The sequence below is a fragment of the Roseomonas fluvialis genome (genome assembly GCF_022846615.1).
Lineage (GTDB): Bacteria > Pseudomonadota > Alphaproteobacteria > Acetobacterales > Acetobacteraceae > Neoroseomonas > Neoroseomonas fluvialis.
This window is the reverse complement of the sequence record NZ_AP025637.1, coordinates 3,312,031-3,330,953: the sequence shown is the minus strand read 5'-3', so window position 1 is coordinate 3,330,953 and position 18,923 is coordinate 3,312,031. Positions and strand designations below refer to the sequence as shown.

Sequence of the window (18,923 nt, the reverse complement as noted above, 5' to 3'; positions counted from 1 at the left end):
GCGCAGGCGCAGCAGCCCGTGCCGGCGCGTCAGCGCGGGTCCTGGTCGTGCGCCGCGATGCCGGCTGCCAGGGCAGCGGGGTCGATCCCGGCGCGCAGCCGGAACACGCGCAGCGAGGCGGCCGCGCCCACCTCCTCCCAGGCCAGGCGCATCGGTTCGTAATGCGGCCGCTGGTCGTTGAAATCGTGCAGCATCAGGCGCGGCGGCGGGCGGTCCGGCCGTGCCAGGCATTCGCGCGCCATCGACAGGCAACAGGCGACGCGGAAGCGACCATCCACCAGCACCAGGTCGGGCCAGGCCCCGGCCGCGTCCAGCACCGGCCAGGGTGCCGCTGCATAGCCCGGCCAGCGTGCGCGCGTGCCGCGGTCGACCGGCATGCCCCATTTCCCCGTCGGCCCGATATCGGCATGCACCAGGCGCAGGCGGCCGGTTGCCTCGGCGGCGGCCACCGCCGCATCATCGCGCGCCGCCGCGATCCAGGCGCCGTCGCCCTCGACCGAGACGACCAGTCCCGCCCCCGCGCGCAGCGCCTCGGCGGTCGACCCGCCCAGCCCCCATTCCAGGTAGCAGCGGGGCGGCGGCACCAGTTGCGCGCGGTACAGACGGACCTCGACCGGGCGCATGGTCAACTGGCCGACGCCGGGCTTGGCCCGCTGGGCGGGGGCCACGGTGGGCGGGGTCTGTTCGTCGCCGGTCATGCTGCATCGCTACGCCGGCCCGGCCGCGCGCGAAAGCCCGGGCCGGCGTCCCCGGCGCCCGGACCGGTCCAGCGCGTCGTTCGACCTGACGGCATCGGCACCGGCGTGCTCGCGCACCCATGCATCCAGGTTGCTGCCGTTGGGCGGCCGGGCGCGGGCGCGGGCCGGTGCCGCCTCATCGGAAAACGCGCTAGCGTGGCGCCAAGATCAGGAGGAGGGACCACCATGCTGCGGATCATCGTTGCCGCGCTGCTGTTCGCGCTGCCGGGCGCGGCGCGCGCCGCCGACCTGCCGGACCGCCCGGTGCGGATCATCGTCCCCTTCACCCCGGGTGGCACCTCCGACATCGTCGCCCGCCTGCTGGCCGAGGCCGCAGCACCCCACCTGCCGCGCGGCGCGGTGGTGGAGAACCGCGGCGGTGCCGGCGGCAATATCGGCATGGCCGAGGCCGCGCGCGGGGCGGCCGATGGCTCCACGCTGGTCCAATGCGCGTTTGGCCCCTGCGGCGCCAACCCGGCGCTGTATGCGAACCCCGGCTACAACCTGCTGGCCGATTTCGCGCCCGTGATCCTGACCGGCGCGGTGCGCAACGTGATGACGGTGCGGCGCGAATTGCCGGCGGCGAACGTGCAGGAATTCATCGCGCTGGCGCGGCGGCAGCCGCTGTCCTTCGCGTCCTCGGGCGTCGGTGCGTCGAACCACCTCGGGCCTGAATTGCTGCGCTCGATCACGGGCATCGAGATGACGCACGTCCCCTATCGCGGATCAGGCCCGGCCATCACCGACCTCGTCGCCGGGCGCGTCGATGTGTTCTTCGACAACCTGCCCTCGATCCTGCCGCATACCCGCGCCGGGTCGGTGCGGGCGCTGGCCGCCGTTTCCGACAGCCGCATTCCGGAACTGCCGGACGTGCCGACCTTCGCCGAACAGGGCGTGCAGGGCATGGCGATCGACAGCTGGTTCGGCTTCATGACGCCGGCGCGCACGCCGCCGGCCGCCATCGCCGCGCTCAATGCCGCCTTCGCCCGCGCACTCGAGAACCCCGCCGTGCGCGCGCGCATGCTGGAACTGGGTGCCACGCCGCTGGGCGGGTCGCCCGAACAGATGGGCGCGCATGTCCGTGCCGAGGCCGCACGCTGGGCCGAGGTCGTCCGCCGCCAGGGAATCCGCGCCGAATGAGCCGCATCACGCATATCCGCACCATCCGCATCGGCGAACGCCCCAACCTGATCTGGGTCGAGGTCACCACGGATGAGGGCCTGACCGGCCTCGGCGAAGCCTTCCGCGGCGCCGCGGCGGTCGAGGCCGTCATCCACGAGAGCGTCGCCCCGCTGCTGATCGGCCGCGACGCGCGCGACATCGAGGCGGTGTCGCGCCTGCTGCTCACGCCCTATGTCGGCTTCGGCGGATCGAGCGCTGAGGTCCGCGCCGCCTCCGCCATCGATATCGCGTTGTGGGACCTGGCCGGGCAACGCCACGGCGTGCCGGTCCATGAGGCGCTCGGCGGCAAGTGCCGCGATCGGGTGCGCAGCTACAACACCTGCGCCGGCTACGACTACAACACGAAGTCCGCGCAGCGGCGCGACATCGGCGCGGCGGACGAGGCGCGCGGCCCCTATGACGACCAGGTGGCCTTCATGCGCGATGCCGGGACGCTGGCGGAAAGCCTGCTGTCCGAGGGCTTCAACGCCATGAAGATCTGGCCCTTCGACATCTACGCGCCGGCCACGCAGGGCGTGTCCATCACGCTGTCGGACCTGAAGAAGGGTATCGAGCCCTTCGCGAAGATCCGCCGCGCCGTGGGCGACCGCATGGAGATCATGGCGGAACTCCATTCCCTGTGGTCGATGCCCGCCGCCTTCCAGATCTGCAAGGCGCTGGAGGAATTCGACATCACCTGGGCGGAAGACCCGATCGGAAAGATGGACGACGTCGCCTCGCTGGCCGAACTGCGCCGCGCCGTGCGCACGCCGATCTGCGCGAGCGAGACGCTGGGCGGCAAGGTCGCCTTCCGCGACCTGCTGGTGGCGGGGGCGACGGATATCGTCATGCTCGACCTCGCCTGGTGCGGCGGCCTGACCGAGGCACGCAAGATCGCCGCGCTCGCCGAAGCCTGGTCGCGCCCCGTGGCCCCGCATGACTGCACCGGGCCGGTCACCCTGATCGCCTCGGTCCACCTGGCCATGCACGCCCCCACCGCGATGTTCCAGGAGGTGGTGCGCGCCACGCTCGCCACCTGGTATCGCGACCTGGTGACGGTGCTGCCGCGCGTCGAACAGGGCTGGGTGTTGCCGATGGAAAGCCCCGGGCTCGGGGCACGGCTGCTGCCGGAGGTGGCGGCGCGCGAGGACGCGATCGTGAGGAGCAGCGGGCGATGATGGTCGCACTGGATGTCATGCCCTGGGCGCTGCCGGCGATCCTGACGATCCTGGTCGGTGTCGGCGTGCTGCTGCGCCGCCACCATCATCCTGGCCCGGCGCGCGTCGTGCTGGGCGTCGCGCTGGTGCTGCTGGTCGCCTGGATCGGGCTGAGCCTGCTGTTGGCGGTGGGCGCCATCGCCTGACGCGGCGTCACGCCGCCGGCGGCAGGTTCCCCGTCCGCACCAGGAAGGCCGCGCGCGCCACCGCCCCGCGCCAATCCGCGCTGGCGTCCGGGCAGCGCACCAGCCGCACGGACGGGTACCAGATCGGCACGTCCTGCGCGTGCAGCCATCGCCAGTCGGCGTGCCGTCCGTGCATCAGCATCAGCGCCGGGCGCCCCAGCGCGCCGGCCAGGTGCAGCACGGCCGTGTCGACCGTCACCACCAGGTCGAGGGCTTCGATCGCCGCCGCGGTGTCGAGGAACCAGTCCCCCCCGCCATCCAATTCCGGCCCCAGCCGGTCGAGCGGGAAGGCGGCCTGCTGCTCCTCGCCCGGTCCCTTCTGCAGCGCGAACAGCTGCACGCCCGGCACCGCGGCGAGCGGCGCGAAGGCCGCCAGCGGCACCGATCGGTTCGCATCCACCGGCGCGGCCGGATTGCCCTGCCAGACAATGCCTACCCGCAAGCCGCCCGTGCCGATGCGCCCGCGTAGCCGCGCGACGCGCTCGCGCTCCGCCGCCAGGTACGGGATGCGCCCCTGATAGTGCTGCGGTGCCAGCCCCAGCGCGCGCGGCAGGTCCATCAGCGGCAGCCAGGCGCGCACACCGGGCACGGAGCCTGGCGCGCTGCTCGGGCGCAGGTCGATCCCGCCGGTCACCGGTGCCAGCAGCGCATGCAGCCGCGCATCCAGCACGGCATGCACGCGCAACCCGCGCGCCGCCAGGAGCGGCAGGTAGCGTGCGAACTGGATGGTATCCCCCAGCCCCTGTTCCCCCATCACCAGCACGGCGGCGGGCGACCCCTGGCCGCGCCAGGGGGGCAGCGGCATGGGCCCGTCCGGCCCAAGCCGCGTCACGCGGGGGAAGGCGGAGGGCAGCAAGTCGAAGCGGACTTCGTAGGCCGCCCAGGCCTCGTTCCAGAGCCCGGCCTGGAACAGCGCGCGGGCGAGGGCGGCGCGGATGCCGGGGTCCCCCGGCACCAGCGCCGCGAGCGCGCGCAGCCCGGCTGCGGCCTCCAGCGGCCGGCCGGCCTGGCGCGCGTCTTCGGCCAGGGCGAGCAGCGGGGCGATGTCGGGCGTCGCCGCGTGCGGCACGGGGCCGGGCGTTGCCGTGTGCGGCACGGGGCCGGGCGTTGCCGCGTGCGGCACGGGGTCAGGCGTTGCCGCGTGCGGCACGGGGTCAGGCGTTGCCGCGTGCGGCACAGAGGCAGGCGTTTCCGCGTGCGGCACAGAGGCAGGCGGTCCCGCGGGAGGCACAGGGTCTGGCGCTCCCGCGGGCGGCACCGCGTCAGACGTTCCCGCGCTCGCGCCGCCCGGCCGCGAAGCGCACCGCTTCCTCCGCCGCGCGGAACAGCGCCCGCGCCTTCTGGCGCGTCTCCTCGTATTCCGACTTCGGGTCGGAATCCGCGACCACGCCGGCGCCGGCCTGCACATGCATCACGCCGTCCTTCACCAGAGCGGTGCGCAGCGCGATGCAGGTGTCCATGCCGCCATCGGCACCGAAGTATCCGATGCCGCCGGCGTACAATCCGCGCCGCGAGGGCTCCAGCTCCTCGATGATCTCCATCGCGCGGATTTTCGGCGCGCCGGTCAGCGTGCCGGCCGGGAATCCCGCGCAATAGGCATCCAGCGCATCGAGCCCATCCCGCAGGCGCCCCTGCACTTCGCTCCCGATGTGCATCACCTGCGAATAGCGCTCGACCTGGAACTGCGCCGTCACCTTCACCGTGCCGATCGCCGCCACGCGCCCCACATCGTTGCGCCCGAGGTCGAGCAGCATCAGGTGCTCCGCGCGCTCCTTCGGGTCGGCCAGCAGTTCCACTTCCAGCGCGCGGTCTTCCTCGGGCGTGGCACCGCGGCGCCGCGTGCCGGCCAGCGGGCGGACGGTCACGGTGTTATCGCGGCAGCGCACCAGGATCTCCGGGCTCGCGGCCACCACCGAGAACCCGCCGAAATCCCCGAACACGAGGAAGGGCGCGGGATTGATCCGCCGCAGCGCGCGATACAGCGCAAACGGCGGCAGCGCGAAGGGCACCGAGAAGCGCTGGGACGGCACCACCTGGAAGGCGTCGCCGGCGCGGATGTATTCCTTCGCGCGCTCGACGGCGGCGATGTAGCCGGCCTCGGTGAAGTTGCTGTCGGGTTCCGACAGCCGCGGCAGGTTCGCCGGCGGTGCGGCCCGCGGCACGGGGCGATCGAGCGCCGCCTCGGCCTCGTCCAGCCGTGCCTCGGCGGCCTCGATCAGCGCGCCGGGTTCGCCGCCCGGCCAGACCGGGGCGCACAAAGTCAGCGTGTCCCGCACATGGTCGAAGACGGCCATCAGCGTCGGCCGCGTCAGCACCGCGTCGGGAATGCCCAGCACATCCGGGTTGGTCGATGGCAGCTTCTCGATCAGCCGCACCATGTCGTAGCCGAGGTACCCGAACAGCCCCGCGGCCATCGGCGGCAGGCCCGGCGGCACCGGCATGCGCGCCTCGGCGATCAGCCGCCGCAGGCTGTCCAGCGCGGGGCCGGGCTCCGGTTCGAAGGCATGCGGCGCGGTCAGCGCATGGCGGTTGACCTCGGCGCGGCCATCCTTGCAGCGCCACACCAGGTCCGGCGCCATCCCGATGCCCGAATACCGCCCGCGCGCCGCACCGCCCTCGATGCTCTCGAGCAGGAAGGCATTCGCCTGCGCGCCACCGGTCAGTTTCAGGAAGGCGCCGACCGGCGTGTCGAGGTCCGCGACGCGCTCGCGCACCAGGATCCCACCGCGCCCCGCCTCCAGCGCGGCGCGCACCGCCGCGGCATCGGTCCCGATCATCGCCCGGTCACCTGGTCCAGAAGGCTGCGGTTGATCCGCACATCGGCCCGCGCGCGCAGGGCCACCGCGAACTGCTCCTCGAGCTCGTCCTGCATCGACTGCTCGATCTCGGTGCGCACGCGCCCCAGCCCGAGCGGATCGCTGCCCGGGTTGAAGGGGATGATGTCGGTCAGCTGCGCCACCGCGAAGCCGGTGCGCGTCTCGGCCATGGTCACGTCGCCGCGCTTCGCCTCGAACAGCGGCGCCAGCAATTCGGGCGGCAGCGCACCGGCCTGCTGCGGGTTGCGCCCGAAGGCTGGGACGCGCTGCGCGGTCAGCCCGGCTTCCTCGGCCGCCTCGGCCAGCGACTTGCCGCCGCGCACGGCTGCCAGCAACGCGGCGGCCCGTTCCTCGGCGGCGCGGCGGCGTGCATCCGCCTCGAACGCGATGCGCAGCGCGGCTTCGACGCTGTCGAAGGGGCGCAGCGCCGGGGGTGTGATGGCGCGCAGCTCGACCGCCACGAAGGCGTCGCCCATCTCGGTCATGCGCGGCGCGTCGCCCTGGCGCGCGGCGAACACGGCGCGCAGCAGGTCCGGGCGCTGTGCCTCAGGCACCGGCAGCGCCACCACCGCGCCCTGCGGGTCGCGGCCCGAGGCATCGATCGTGGCCGTCACCACCTGCGCGCCGAAGCGCAGCGCCACCTCGGCCAGGCTCGCCCCGCCGGCCAGCGCATCCTCGATCCGGTTGGCGCGCTCATAGGCCATGTCGAGCGCGCGGTCGCGCGCCACCTCGGCGCGCAATTCGTCGCGCACCTCCGCCAGCGTGCGCACCGCCGCCGGCTCGATGCGGTCCACCTTCACCACGTGCCACCCGAAGGGCGACTGCACCGGGTCGGTAATGCCGCCGGCCGGCGCGGCGAAGGCGGCCTCGGCCACGTTCGGCAGCGGCAGCGTCGCGCGGTCCAGCACGCCAAGTTCTGCCGCGCTGCCATCCGCCGCGGCCGCGCGTGCCTCGATGGCGGGGAATTCGGCCCCGTCGCGCCAGGCCTGCGCGATCTCGCGCGCCGCCGCCTCGTTCGGCACCACCGCCTGCAGCAGGGCGCGGCGCTCGGGCGTGTCGTACTGCGCGCGGCGCTGCTCGTAGGCGGCGGCCAGGTCGGCATCCGGCACCTCGATCTCGGCCGCGACGGTCTCGGGCGACAGCACCGCGACAGACGCCTCCCGGAATTCCGGGGTGGAGAAGCGCGCCGCGTTGTTCTCCTGGTAGCGGCGCAGCTGCGCCTCGGTGGGCGCCTCGGGTTCCGGCATCGCGCCCGACTGCACCAGCACCACCTCGGCGGCGCGGCGTTCCATCGCCCAGGCCAGGATCGGCGCGCTCAGCGCATCCGGGCCGGAAGCGCCCGAACGCACCGCGCCGGCCAGTTGCTGGCGCAGCAGGTCGCCCGCCACCACCTGCAGGAACTGCTGCTCGGTCAGCTCGTTCTGCCGCAGGAAGCCGTCCAGCACCGGGCGGGAGAACGTGCCATCCGCCCCGCGCAGCCCGGGGATGGCGAAGACCGAATCGCGCACCGCATCGGTCGGCGCGCCGATGCCCAGGCGCCGCGCCTCGGCCCGCAGCGCGCGGTCAGAGATGAGTTGTTCCAGCGCCTGCGCGGCCACCGCGCGGCGGATATTGTCGTCCGGCTCGAACCGGTTGCCGAGCTGCCGGGCGATGCGCGCCATCTCGCGCCGTGCATTCGCCTGGGCTTCCGCCAGTTCGATCGGCTCCCCGCCCACCCGCGCGACGGCGGTATCGCGGCCGAGGTTGCGCACCACGTCCTCGATCCCCCAGACGGCGAAGGACAGGATGAGCAGGACGAAGAGGATCTTGGCGACCCAGGTGCCGGCGAGGCGGCGCAGCGCGGTAAGCATGGCGCGTGCTTACCCGCCGGGGCGGGGCGGCGGAAGGGGTGCGCTGCGGCCCTTTGCCCGATCGCGGCAAATGCGGAATGATCAGGCGTTGAACACGGGGCGTCGGACCATGTGGATGCGCGGCGCGATTGGGGCGGTGGCGATGGCCCTGCTGGGTGGCGCCCCCGCCGTCGGGCAGTCGCCCGCCACCCCCGGCCCGACCTGCGAAGTGCCGCCCTTCCGCGGCATGACGCAGCCAGGCGGGGCCGACGCGCGCATGAGCGTGTCGAATACCGGCGGGTCCTGCCGCATACGCCTATGGGCGGATGTCGAGGCGCGCCAGCCCTTCGCCAGCGTCACCCTGACGCGGCCGCCGACCCAGGGCAGCGTGACGATCCTGCCCGAGGGCGTCGCCTATCGGCCCAACCCCGGCTATCGCGGCCCCGACCTGTTCGAGGTGGCGGCCAGTGGCACGGTGCGGGGCAACCCCATCTCCGGCCGCATCCGGGTCGAGGTGACCGTGCTGCCGCCGCCCTGAGGCCAGCGCGGCTTGGAGCCGGCGCGCATTTCCGATACTCCGGCACGCCCCGATGGAGACGCGCCGATGACCCCCGGAATCCGCCCGCTGATCGCCGGCAATTGGAAGATGCACGGGCTGGCGGCCGATGGCCTGGCGCTCGCCCGGGCCGTGGCGGCCGGGGCGACGGCCGGGGCAGACCTGGTGGTCTGCCCGCCCGCCACGCTGGTCGCCGCGGTGGCCGCCGCCCTGGCCGGCACGCCGGTCGCGACCGGCGGGCAGGACTGCCACGCCGCGGCCAAGGGTGCCCATACCGGGGATATCGCGGCCGCCATGCTGGCCGATGCCGGGGCGCGCTTCGTGATCCTGGGCCATTCCGAACGCCGGGCCGCCTACCGCGAGACCGACCCCACCGTGCGCGCCAAGGCCGAGGCCGCCATCGCGGCCGGCCTCACCCCCATCGTCTGCGTGGGCGAACCCGAGGATGACCGCCTGCTCGGCCGGGCGGAGGAGGTGGTGGCCGACCAGATCGGCGGCAGCCTGCCGCCGGGCTTCGGCGCCGCCGGGGGCGTCGTGGCCTATGAACCCGTCTGGGCGATCGGCACCGGGCGCACGCCCACCGAGGCCGACATCGCTGCCATGCATGCCATGATCCGCGCCCGCCTGGTCGCCGCATTCCCGGCCGAGGGGGCGGGCCTTCGGATCCTGTATGGCGGGTCGGTGAAGCCCTCCAACGCGGCGGGCATCATGGCGCTGGCCAATGTGGACGGGGCGCTGGTGGGGGGCGCGTCCCTGGTCGCGGAGGATTTCCTGGCCATCGCCGCCGCGGCCGCCTGAGCATTCCGGCGCCGGGCGGACCGGCGTCACGCCCCGGCGACCACGGCGCTGGAGCCGCCCTGGCGCGATCATCGCGGCGAACGGGTCTAGCCCCGGGGCCCGCGCCTCGCTAGATACGGGCCGCCATGACCACCGTCCTGCTCGTCATCCACCTGTTCGTCACCCTGGCGCTGATCGGCCTCGTGCTGCTCCAGCGCAGCGAAGGTGGGGGCTTGGGCATCGGCTCCTCCGGGGGCATGGGGTCCTTCATGGGCGGGCGCGGCACGGCCAACCTGCTGACGCGCGGCACCGCCATCTTGGGGACGCTGTTCTTCGCCCTGGCGCTGACGCTGGCGCTGCTCAACCGCGGCGCGTCGCAGCAGAACCGCTCCATTCTCGATTCGCCGCCGGCGGCGACCGCGCCGGCCGCGCCGACCCTGCCTGCCGTCCCGACCAACTAGTCGCTTTTCAACCACTTGCCGCCGCACGGCCGCCCCGCCCACGGCGCGGGTGGCGCCATCGCGCGCGCGGGTCTAAGGAGAGCGCCCATGGCGCGGTTCGTCTTCATCACCGGCGGCGTGGTCTCCTCCCTCGGCAAGGGCATCGCTTCCGCCTCCCTCGGCGCGTTGCTCCAGGCACGCGGATACAAGGTCCGGCTGCGCAAGCTCGACCCCTACCTGAACTACGACCCCGGCACGATGTCGCCCTACCAGCACGGTGAGGTCTACGTGACCGACGACGGGGCCGAGACCGACCTCGACCTCGGTCATTACGAACGCTTCACCGGCGTCGCGGCCCGCAAGCCGGACAATTGGACCACCGGGCGCATCTATTCCGACGTGATCGCGGCCGAACGGCGCGGCGATTACCTCGGCGGGACCGTGCAGGTGATTCCGCACATCACCGACAAGATCAAGGAAGTCATCCAGGCCGAGACCGACCCCTACGACTTCGTCCTGGTTGAGATCGGCGGCACGGTCGGCGACATCGAATCGCTGCCCTTCCTGGAAGCCATCCGCCAATTGGCGAACGAACTGGGCCCGCAGCGCAGCCTGTTCATGCACCTGACGCTGGTGCCCTACATTCCGTCCGCCGGCGAACTCAAGACCAAGCCGACCCAGCACAGCGTCAAGGAACTGCTGGGCCTGGGCATCCAGCCGCAGATCCTGCTGTGCCGCTGCGACCGGCCGATCCCGGAGAACGAACGCCGCAAGATCGCGCTGTTCTGCAACGTGCGCCCGGAATCCGTGATCCCCGCGCTCGATGCCGGGACCATCTACGAGGTGCCGCTGAAGTACCACGAGGAAGGGCTCGACCAGGAAGTGCTGCGCCTGTTCGGCCTGTCCGCCTATGGCGAGCCCGACATGTCGCGCTGGGCGCGCATCGTGCAGTCGGTGAAGCAGCCCGAGGGCGAGGTCACCATCGCGGTGGTCGGCAAGTACACCAACCTGCTCGACGCCTATAAGTCGCTGTCCGAGGCGCTGGCCCATGGCGGCATGGCGCACAACGTGCGCGTGAACCTGGATTGGGTCGACAGCCAGATCTTCGAGAACGACGCGGAGGCGGTCGCGCGGCTCGAGAAGGTCAACGGCATCCTGGTGCCTGGCGGCTTCGGCGAGCGCGGCACCGAGGGCAAGATCGAAGCCGTGCGCTTCGCCCGCGAACGGCGCATCCCCTTCTTCGGCATCTGCTTCGGCATGCAGATGGCGGTGATCGAGGCGGCGCGGAACCTGCTCGGCATCAAGGGCGCGTCGAGCACCGAATTCGGCCCCTGCAGCGAGCCGGTGGTGGGCCTGCTGACGGAATGGCTGCGCGGCAACGAGGTCGAAAAGCGCGATGCCCGCGCCGACCTCGGCGGCACGATGCGTCTGGGCGCCTATCCCGCCGCGCTGGCCGAGGGCTCCCTGGTGCGCGAGGTCTATGCCGGTGCGCCGGTGATCGAGGAACGCCACCGCCACCGCTTCGAGGTGAACGTGGCCTACAAGGACCGGCTGGAAGGCGCGGGCCTGCGGTTCTCCGGCATGTCGCCCGACGGCGTGCTGCCCGAGATCGTGGAATACCCCGACCACCCGTGGTTCATCGGCGTGCAGTACCACCCGGAATTGAAGTCCAAGCCCTTCGAACCGCACCCGCTGTTCGCGGGCTTCGTGGGCGCGGCGGTGAAGCAGGCGCGGCTGGTGTGATGCACCGCGTCGGAGAGGGCCGCCCTCTCCGACGCGCTGCGCGGTCTACCGGACGGCCGGCGCGGACCCGTCCGCCACCGCGCGCTCGACCACCCGCGCCGCGACACGGGCCGCGATCTCCTGCCCGACGGTGACGTCGCTCGGATAGTGGATGCCGGCCCAGACGCGGGAATCGCCCGAGATCCTACCCAGACCGCGCAGCCGTTCCTCCTCGCGCGGATACAGGTGCGACAGCACCAGCGCCGAGGTCATCGAAAAGCACGAATGCGCCGCCGGGTAGGCGGGGTGGTTCGCCGTCGGGAAGACGGTGCGGAAGCTCGGATCGAGCTGGAACGGCCGGATCGTCCAGAAGGCGTACTTGGCATCCCAGCACGACACGCCGGCGTCGTAGAAGGCGACGTTCAGCAGGGCGAGCGCCCGTGCGGCGCGCGGGGCATTGCGCGCCTCGCCGTGTTCCATCAGCAGCCGGCCGGCCTCCAGGTTCCAGTATTCGTAGTTGCGCAGCCCGCCGACCGCGATGTCCCAGAACAGCGCCTGCGCATTCGTCCAGGGCGTGCGCTGGAAGTTGCGCACCACCGCCATCTCGGCCGCGCGCTCCGGCGAATCATGCGCCGGTGGGGGCGGCGGGCGGAACTCGTCGGGCGAGGCGAGCAGCCAGGGCACCCAGGTCGCCGCCTGGGGCATGATCGGGTTCGTGCCATTCCACAGCCCCGGCGTGGTCGGTACGCTGCCGGTCCAGGGCAGGTCGGATCGGTCGCGCGCGGCGCGTTCCAGCGCCGCGGCCGCAACGCGGTGGCCCAGGATCATCCCGCTCGCGACATCGCTCGGGAAGCTGACCCCGGCCACCAGCCGGCTGCGGCCTGCCTCCTCCGCCAGGCGGGCGAAGTGGTCGGCGCGCGCCGGGAACATCCGGCCGAGCAACGTGGCGGCGACGGCGCCGGCGACCGCATGTTCATCCGGGTAGGACGGGCTGGACGGCGTGGCCACCAGCGTCTCGACCGATGGGTCGACCGAGGCCGGCCGCGGCCGGTTGTAGGCGTACTTGCTGTCCCAGGCCGCCACCATCGCGTCGGCGAGCGCGGTATGCAGCACCGCCAGGTGGCGTGACGCCATGTTGGCATTGAGCCCTGCGGCGATCGCGGCCTCCACCGCGATCTGGTTCCACCGGTAGGACGGCGCGGCGGCATCCCACCAGCCGATGCGCTGCCGCATCGCGGCGTCGCGGAACGCGGCCTGGTCGCGGACCATGGCCAGTTCGGCCCGCGTGTCTGCGGTGCCGGGTGGCGGCGGCAGGCGGTAATCGCGGCCCGACCCGAGCACCCAGGTCCGCCAGGCGCCGGCATCGGGGTCCTGGCCGGGCGCGGTCTGCGCCGCGGATGGGCCCGCCGCCACCAACAGCACGCCGCCCAGCAGCATCGCGAGGGCCTTCCGGCGCACCTGGCCGCCTTTGCGCGCGGCGAGGGCCAAAGCAGTCGATGTCATCCTGTCCTCCTCGGGATCCATGAGCGCCGGCAGCGCGAACCGCGCGGAGGTCGTGCGGCAGCCATTCGGCCCTGCCAGCCGAGCAGCGCGGCCGCCGCTGGGTCACGAGCGAACGCCGAGAAATTGCCGAAAGGCGCCGCAATTCTGGCGATGCCGACGGCTGGGATGTTAGGTTCGCGCCTCCGGCAGCCGAGGGCGGCAGACATGGCCATGCGTGCGAGGGGTTCGGTCTCGGGCACGACGCCGGCGCGGGCGCGCGGCACCGTGGGTTCGCTGGCGCGGCGGCGCCTATGCCAGGGCGCCGTCGCCCTGATGTGCGGCCGGCCCGATCGCTTGCGCGCCCAGGCGATGCCGCTCGCCATCAGGGGCTACGATACCGTGGCCTATTTCACGCTCGCACGGCCGACGCCGGGGCTGCCGGCGCATGCCTTCGACTGGGACGAGCATCGCTACCAGTTCGCCACCGCCGCGCATCTCGACCTCTTTCGCGCCGAACCCGCGCGCTACGCGCCGTACTTCGCGAATTACTGCGCCATGGCGCTCACCCGCGGCGAGATCGACGAGCCGAACCCGGAATACTGGCTGGTCAGCGACGGCCGGCTCTATCTGTTCGGCAAGCCGATCGGACCCGCCCTGTTCCAGGCCGCGCTGACCGACAATGTGGAACGCGCCGAGCGCCATCGCGCCTCGCTGCGGCTGCGCTGAGACCCAGGAACCCGCCATCGGGCGCAGCCGGGCGTCCGGCCCGCGCATCGTCGGTGTCCGGCATGCTGGATGTGTCGCGGCGCCTGCGAGTATGCGGGCGCCATGCGCCGCGGGTCCTACCGGGCCGGGCGGCGCAGCCCGGCCTGGAGATGCTCGAGGTCCTCGGCACGACGCAGCTTGCTGCCGAAGACCTCGGCGTCGAAGGCCGGATAGACGCGCCGGATGGCGAGTTCGGCCTGCGCCGCGTCGGGCTCCCGCCCGGCCTGACGATAGGCCGCGGCGAGCAGGACGTGGTTGAACACGGAATCAGGCGATGAGCGGATATTCGCAACACCCTGGTCGATCGCCGCGTCGTAGCGGCGCACCAGGTAATAGGCGAGGCCCAGGGCGAAGCGGTCCATCGCGCTGAGATCGGGATCGATGCGCTGCGCGCGCTCCAGCGCCTCGATGGCGGCCTCGGGCTGGCCGAGCCACATCAACGCATTGCCGAGCCCGCCCAGGCCGTGGGCATCGCTGGGATTGCTCGCGACGGCCCGTTCCATTTCGGCGCGCGCCTGCTCGTAGCGGTCCTGCGCGAGGTGAATGCGCCCGAGCACGACACGTGCCCGCAACTCGGTGTCGTTGAGCCGCAAGGCCCGCGCGGCCAGCGCCTCCGCGCGGGCCAGTGCGGCCGCGGGCATCTCGGCCCATCCCCAGGAGACGGCGACGTAGTCGGCTTCGGCCAGCGCGGCATAGGCGGCCGGGTAGCCGGGGTCGGCCTCGGTCGCGCGCCGCAGCAGGGTGCGCGCCTCCGCCAGCCCGGCGCGCGATGGGTTCTGCAGGGCGGGCCGCGCGCGCAGGACATGGTCGTAGGCGTCGAGGCTCTCGGGTGGCTTGGCGTTCACCCTGCGCTGCTCGGCCTGGGTCACGCGGATCGCGAGCGCTCCGGCGATCTCCGTGGTGACGCGATCCTCCAGCGCGAACAATCCCGCCATGGCGTCATCGAACTGGCCCGCCCAGAGCACGCGGCCGCCCGCATTGACCAGGCGCGCGGCGATCCGTACGCGCCCGGCGGCGATCCGCACGCTGCCTTCCACCTGGTAGCGGACGCCAAGGCGCGTCGCGACGTCGGCCGGTGGGGCCGGCCGGCCGTGCCATGGCAGAACGGCGTTCCATGACATGACGGTCAGCGCCGAGAAGCGGCCCAGCGCCGCGATCAGGTCCTGGGTGATGCCGTCGCTCAGGTGGATCGGCGCGCCGTCCTCGCCCTGCCCGGTAAAGGGGAGGATCGCGACGACCGGCCGCGCCGCGTCGTGATGCGTGGTGCCGGGGGATCGGCCCGGGGACGGCGGCCATAGCGCCCAGGCCGCGGCGAAGGCGAGGCCCGCTGGAAGCGCGCCCGCCACCAGGGCGCGGCGCGACTGCCGGGGTGCTGCCTGGTCCGGAGCGGCCGCGGCGGCCTGCGAAGGCCGCGGAAAGGCCGGGGCCGCGGTGGGTGCCGGGGCCGGCCCCTCCGCGATGACATCAGCCTCGAGCCGATAGCCGCGGCGCGGAACGGTCCTGATGAGCCGCGGCCCGTCATCGCCCAGTGCGCGACGCAATTCACCCATGACCTGCACCAGCGCGTCGTCCGTGACCAGCACATCGGGCCAGGCCACGGCAAACAGTTCGTCCTTGGAGACGAGGCGGTGCGAGTGCGTGACGAGGTGACGCAGCACGGCGAAGGCCTTCGGCCGGAGCATGACCTCCGCGCTGTCGTCGACAAGGCTCCCGCGTTCCAGGTCGAGCACGAATCGGTCGAAGCGAAACCGCAGTGTGTTCCCGGGGGGAGCGAGGATGTCGTCGCTGCCCGTCATACTCTGCCTCGCGGCATGCTGGGCCGTAGTCTTGGGCCAGAACGCGCGGCCATGCGACAAGAAGTTCTCGGTGAGCGGTCCGCAAACCGGTCTGGTGCTGGCTGGTGCATGGGCCGGCCGCAGTGCCTGGCGGCACGCCCGGGCTTGCCAGCGGAGGCGCCGTAGTGATATAGGAAATATGTCTTAGATGTCGCTCCGGCCGCGCCGTTCCGCTAATCCCCGGCCCCACAGCCCTGACGTCTCAAAATCCTAAAGTCCTAAAGTGCCGAAGGTCCATCCTGCCATGCACCACGTCCCCGTCGGCCCCGTCACCTTCGGCAACGACCTGCCGCTGGTCTTCCTCTGCGGCCCCTGCCAGATCGAATCCCGCGCCCATGCGCTGGAAATGGCCGCCGCGCTGAAGGAGATCTCGACCGCCGCGGGCGTGCCGCTGGTCTACAAGTCGTCCTACGACAAGGCCAACCGCACCTCCGTCTCCGCCGCGCGCGGCATCGGCATGGCGGAAGGCCTCGACATCCTCGCGCAGGTCCGCGCCACCACCGGCCTGCCCACGCTGACCGACGTCCACGCCCCCGAGCAATGCGCCCCGGCGGCCGAGGCCGTGGACGTGCTGCAGATCCCGGCCTTCCTCTCCCGCCAGACCGACCTGCTGGTCGCGGCGGGGGAAACGGGGCGCGCAATCAACGTGAAGAAGGGCCAGTTCCTCGCGCCGTGGGACATGAAGAACGTCGCTGCCAAGATCGCCAGCACGGGCAACCGCAACATCCTGCTGTGCGAGCGTGGTGCCTCCTTCGGATACAATACGCTGGTCGCCGACATGCGCTCCCTGCCGATCATGGCGGCCACCGGCTACCCGGTCGTGATGGACGCGACCCACGCGGTGCAGCAGCCAGGCGGGCAGGGGACGTCCTCGGGTGGGCAGCGGGAATTCGCCCCGGTGCTGGCGCGCGCCGCCGTGGCCGTGGGCGTCGCCGCGGTCTTCATCGAGACCCACCCCGACCCCGACCACGCGCCGTCCGACGGGCCGAACATGATCCCGCTGCGCGACATGCCGGCGCTGATCGCGCGCCTCAAGGCCTTCGACGCGCTCGCCAAGGCCGGATAGTCACGCGGCGATTGCGCGCGCCACGGCCGCGCGAGATAGTGCGACCATGACGCTGGGCCCGACAGCCCTCCGACGACTCTGGCGGATCTGCGGTGCCGTCACTCTTGTTGGGGCTCTTTTGCTGGTGCTCGGTTTCCCGCTGCTGGTCGGCATTGGCGTGGTGACCTTGGGTGTCGTCGGCATGGTCATGGTCAAGCGGGTCGCGGTCAGCCTCGGTGTGACGCTTGCCGTCACGGATGCTGGCGATGGCGATGCCGGCGGCGGCGATGGCGGCGGTGGCAAATAGGGTGCGCGGCGCCATGTCGCTGTTCCGACGTCCGCCCGGCCTGCCGCCGGAACCGCGCCGCCCGGTCCCCGCCCTGCTGATCCTGGCGGCTCTGGCGGTCGTGCTCTGGTGGTCCATCCCCGCCGCGTTCACCGCCCTGCGCCTGTCCGACTGGCATGCCGAGACACTGGTCGTGGTGCTCGGCGCCCATGCCATGCTGCTGGGCGGCTTCGGCTGGATCGCGTGGCTGTTCTGGGCGGCGCGCCGCCCCGGCGATGGCGGCTGACGAACCCCGCGGCACCACCGCCGAGGCGCCTGCCGCAACGTGGTCCTGCCATCCATGCGCCATCACGGGCCGGGCATCGGCCATGCCAGCGCTGGGGCCGCGGCGCGTGAAGCCTTCCTTCACCCGGTCCCGGCACTCTGCGCGCCGCGCATGCGGGGGCGGGATGCGGATCACCTATTTGCAGGATGGAACGGCGGTTCCGGTCTACGAACCGGGCGACCTCGTGCGCCTGCTGCGCGACGAACCGGGTGAACTCGTCACCGCCCATGCCGGTGAATGGGGCATGGTGGTGCGCAACCGCGGCACCGGCGGGATCGACGTGCGCCTGGCCGGCCATTCCCGCCCGCGCACCGCCGAACTGCCGGTCGCCACGGGGCTGCCGCCCAGCATGCTCGCCCCCTGTGACCGGCAGGGCCTGCGTGTCGACCTGCAACGGGACCTGCGCCAGGCGCGCCGCCGGGGCTGAGTTTCGCTTGAGAATGCGCCCCGTGATGCAGTCTCGATGCCCGGCACCGGCCCGCACCCCACCCGGGCACCGTCGGGCCCTGGGCGCGTGCGTCGCGCGATACCGGTATCCTGGAGTGTGTGGATGGGTGGGGCGCGGGCCGGTGCCGGACTTGTCAAACGGGCGCTGACGCGCGCGGCTGTAGGGAAGCGCCTACCCTTGCTCGACCGAACCGGAGTCGCACGATGCGTCGAGGCTGCCTCGCCCTGCTTGCCCTGCTGCCCTTGCTTGGCTGCGCCGTGCCGCCGGGCGCCTCGTCCGGCCCCGCGGCGCAGCATGCCCGGCTGGTCGGGGCCGCCGACCTCGCCCTCGGCCAGATGATCGACCACCTCGCGGCGCGCGAGCGGATCGAACTGGATCAGGCCGCCTCCCTGCGTTTCGCCGCCGCCGCCAGCGTGACGCGCACCCTGCCTGCCCCTGCCACCCCGGCCGTTGGCGCGGTGCTCGACCCCGGCATGGACCTGGTGGTGATCGCGGCGCAGCGCCTGGCCGTGCTGGCTGGCGGCGCGCCGGCCGGCGGCGATGCCGAGGCCGCCGCCGCGCTGGCGCGGCTGGACGTGGCGCTGGGCGCCCTGCGTGGCGTGCCGGGGCGCTGGCCCTCCGATACGCTGCGCCGGCGCGGCCTCGACGGGTTCCGCACGCTCGCCGCGCCGGTGCCTGCCGGTGCCGATCCCGCCACGCTCGCCGCCGCGCGCCAGGGCGGGCTGGCCGCCGGCGTCGCCCTGCTGCAGGCCGTGATGGGCATCGATGCGCGGTCGGGCCTGCGCGGCGTGCTGGCACAGCGTCACGAGGCCTGGCGCGAGGCGCAGCGCGGCCTGCTCGCCACCGGCCAGCGCATGGACCCCGCCCAGCGCATGGCGCTGTGGAATCGCGTGCAGGCCGCACTCGCCGCCGATGGCTTCGACGTGCCGGCCGCCGAGGTGGTCAGCCTTCTGGGCGCGCTGGTGCCCGCCCAGGCCGCTGCTGGGGCGGGGGATGCCGCAGGCGTCGCGGCGTTCCAGGCGGCGGTGGACCGCTTCCAGGCGGTGCTCGGCCAGGCGCGCTGAGCGGCCCGCCGGCGCGGCGGCCGATGGCGCATGTGACGACAGGACGCGGCAGGCCTTCCGAAGTGCGTTCCGCAGGCCGCGCGCGCGGCGCGGCCCGCCAGCGCGCCACAGGTCGCGACGCGCCCACCCGTCGGACGCGGCCCGGGCGCCGCGCCCCGCGCGCGCATCGCGAAGGGGCAGCGCGCGGGCCGCACCCTCGGGGGCGAACCCGCAGTGCTGGCCCCGGCCTTCCC

At 73.0% G+C, this 18,923-nt stretch carries 19 protein-coding genes; 13 read left to right on the top strand and 6 right to left on the bottom strand.

What is annotated here, in order from left to right:
* Positions 1-29: 29 nt before the first annotated feature.
* Complete coding sequence (locus MWM08_RS16220; RefSeq protein ID WP_244407541.1) at positions 30-698, bottom strand: hypothetical protein; 669 nt, start codon at positions 696-698, stop codon at positions 30-32.
* 225 nt (positions 699-923) lie between these two features.
* On the opposite strand from MWM08_RS16220, the gene MWM08_RS16215 reads away from it, so the two are divergent.
* From MWM08_RS16215 to MWM08_RS16205, 3 genes are read left to right on the top strand one after another with little or no spacing between them, the layout of a single operon-like run.
* Complete coding sequence (locus MWM08_RS16215) at positions 924-1,877, top strand: Bug family tripartite tricarboxylate transporter substrate binding protein (protein WP_244407540.1); 954 nt, start codon at positions 924-926, stop codon at positions 1,875-1,877.
* On the top strand, positions 1,874-3,076 hold the full coding sequence (locus tag MWM08_RS16210) for a mandelate racemase/muconate lactonizing enzyme family protein (protein WP_244407539.1): 1,203 nt from the start codon (positions 1,874-1,876) through the stop codon (positions 3,074-3,076). The genes MWM08_RS16215 and MWM08_RS16210 overlap by 4 nt, the downstream gene beginning before the upstream one ends.
* Positions 3,073-3,261 carry a hypothetical protein gene (locus MWM08_RS16205; RefSeq protein WP_244407538.1) on the top strand — a complete coding sequence of 63 codons (189 nt, stop codon included), beginning with the start codon at positions 3,073-3,075 and terminating at the stop codon, positions 3,259-3,261. Before MWM08_RS16210 ends, MWM08_RS16205 begins: the two co-directional genes overlap by 4 nt.
* A gap of 7 nt (positions 3,262-3,268) precedes the next feature.
* Here MWM08_RS16205 and MWM08_RS16200 read toward each other — a convergent pair whose 3' ends face one another.
* From MWM08_RS16200 to MWM08_RS16190, 3 genes are all read right to left on the bottom strand, one after another.
* The gene (locus MWM08_RS16200) at positions 3,269-4,396 is read right to left on the bottom strand and encodes a glycosyltransferase family 9 protein (protein WP_244407537.1); all 1,128 of its coding nucleotides are present in this window, start codon (positions 4,394-4,396) and stop codon (positions 3,269-3,271) included.
* A gap of 166 nt (positions 4,397-4,562) precedes the next feature.
* Entirely contained in the window at positions 4,563-6,077 is a 1,515-nt protein-coding gene (trpE, locus tag MWM08_RS16195; RefSeq protein ID WP_244407536.1) for an anthranilate synthase component I, read from the bottom strand.
* Entirely contained in the window at positions 6,074-7,966 is a 1,893-nt protein-coding gene (locus MWM08_RS16190) for a peptidylprolyl isomerase (RefSeq protein ID WP_244407535.1), read from the bottom strand. Before MWM08_RS16190 ends, trpE begins: the two co-directional genes overlap by 4 nt.
* A 115-nt stretch (positions 7,967-8,081) precedes the next feature.
* Here MWM08_RS16190 and MWM08_RS16185 point away from each other — a divergent pair, with 115 nt between their 5' ends.
* The 4 genes from MWM08_RS16185 (at position 8,082) to MWM08_RS16170 (ending at position 11,461) form a co-directional block, all read left to right on the top strand.
* A complete protein-coding gene (locus MWM08_RS16185) occupies positions 8,082-8,483 on the top strand; it encodes a cadherin-like domain-containing protein (protein ID WP_244407534.1) in 402 nt (133 codons plus the stop codon).
* Between the two features lie 78 nt (positions 8,484-8,561).
* A complete protein-coding gene (gene tpiA, locus MWM08_RS16180) occupies positions 8,562-9,299 on the top strand; it encodes a triose-phosphate isomerase (protein ID WP_244459977.1) in 738 nt (245 codons plus the stop codon).
* 125 nt (positions 9,300-9,424) lie between these two features.
* Positions 9,425-9,739: a preprotein translocase subunit SecG gene (gene secG / locus MWM08_RS16175; protein ID WP_244407533.1), complete on the top strand. Its 315-nt coding sequence runs from the start codon at positions 9,425-9,427 to the stop codon at positions 9,737-9,739.
* A gap of 87 nt (positions 9,740-9,826) precedes the next feature.
* Entirely contained in the window at positions 9,827-11,461 is a 1,635-nt protein-coding gene (locus tag MWM08_RS16170) for a CTP synthase (RefSeq protein ID WP_244407532.1), read from the top strand.
* A 45-nt stretch (positions 11,462-11,506) separates the two neighbouring features.
* Here MWM08_RS16170 and MWM08_RS16165 read toward each other — a convergent pair whose 3' ends face one another.
* Entirely contained in the window at positions 11,507-12,943 is a 1,437-nt protein-coding gene (locus tag MWM08_RS16165) for a phosphatase PAP2 family protein (protein WP_244407531.1), read from the bottom strand.
* 210 nt (positions 12,944-13,153) lie between these two features.
* Between MWM08_RS16165 and MWM08_RS16160 the strand changes: the two genes are divergently transcribed.
* A complete protein-coding gene (locus MWM08_RS16160; RefSeq protein WP_244407530.1) occupies positions 13,154-13,648 on the top strand; it encodes a YHS domain-containing (seleno)protein in 495 nt (164 codons plus the stop codon).
* Positions 13,649-13,764: 116 nt separating this feature from the next.
* On the opposite strand, the gene MWM08_RS16155 is transcribed toward MWM08_RS16160, so the two are convergent.
* Positions 13,765-15,483 carry a winged helix-turn-helix domain-containing tetratricopeptide repeat protein gene (locus MWM08_RS16155; RefSeq protein WP_244407529.1) on the bottom strand — a complete coding sequence of 573 codons (1,719 nt, stop codon included), beginning with the start codon at positions 15,481-15,483 and terminating at the stop codon, positions 13,765-13,767.
* A gap of 283 nt (positions 15,484-15,766) precedes the next feature.
* Between MWM08_RS16155 and kdsA the strand changes: the two genes are divergently transcribed.
* From kdsA to MWM08_RS16130, 5 genes are all read left to right on the top strand, one after another.
* Positions 15,767-16,588 (top strand): 3-deoxy-8-phosphooctulonate synthase, encoded by an 822-nt coding sequence (gene kdsA / locus MWM08_RS16150; protein ID WP_244407528.1) that lies wholly within the window; start codon positions 15,767-15,769, stop codon positions 16,586-16,588.
* A gap of 46 nt (positions 16,589-16,634) precedes the next feature.
* Positions 16,635-16,874, top strand: a complete 240-nt coding sequence (locus tag MWM08_RS16145) for a hypothetical protein (RefSeq protein WP_244407527.1) — start codon at positions 16,635-16,637, stop codon at positions 16,872-16,874.
* Positions 16,834-17,139, top strand: a complete 306-nt coding sequence (locus MWM08_RS16140) for a hypothetical protein (protein WP_244407526.1) — start codon at positions 16,834-16,836, stop codon at positions 17,137-17,139. Before MWM08_RS16145 ends, MWM08_RS16140 begins: the two co-directional genes overlap by 41 nt.
* A 163-nt stretch (positions 17,140-17,302) precedes the next feature.
* Entirely contained in the window at positions 17,303-17,605 is a 303-nt protein-coding gene (locus MWM08_RS16135) for a hypothetical protein (protein WP_244407525.1), read from the top strand.
* A 224-nt stretch (positions 17,606-17,829) separates the two neighbouring features.
* On the top strand, positions 17,830-18,690 hold the full coding sequence (locus MWM08_RS16130) for a hypothetical protein (protein WP_244407524.1): 861 nt from the start codon (positions 17,830-17,832) through the stop codon (positions 18,688-18,690).
* The last annotated feature ends 233 nt before the right edge of the window (positions 18,691-18,923 follow it).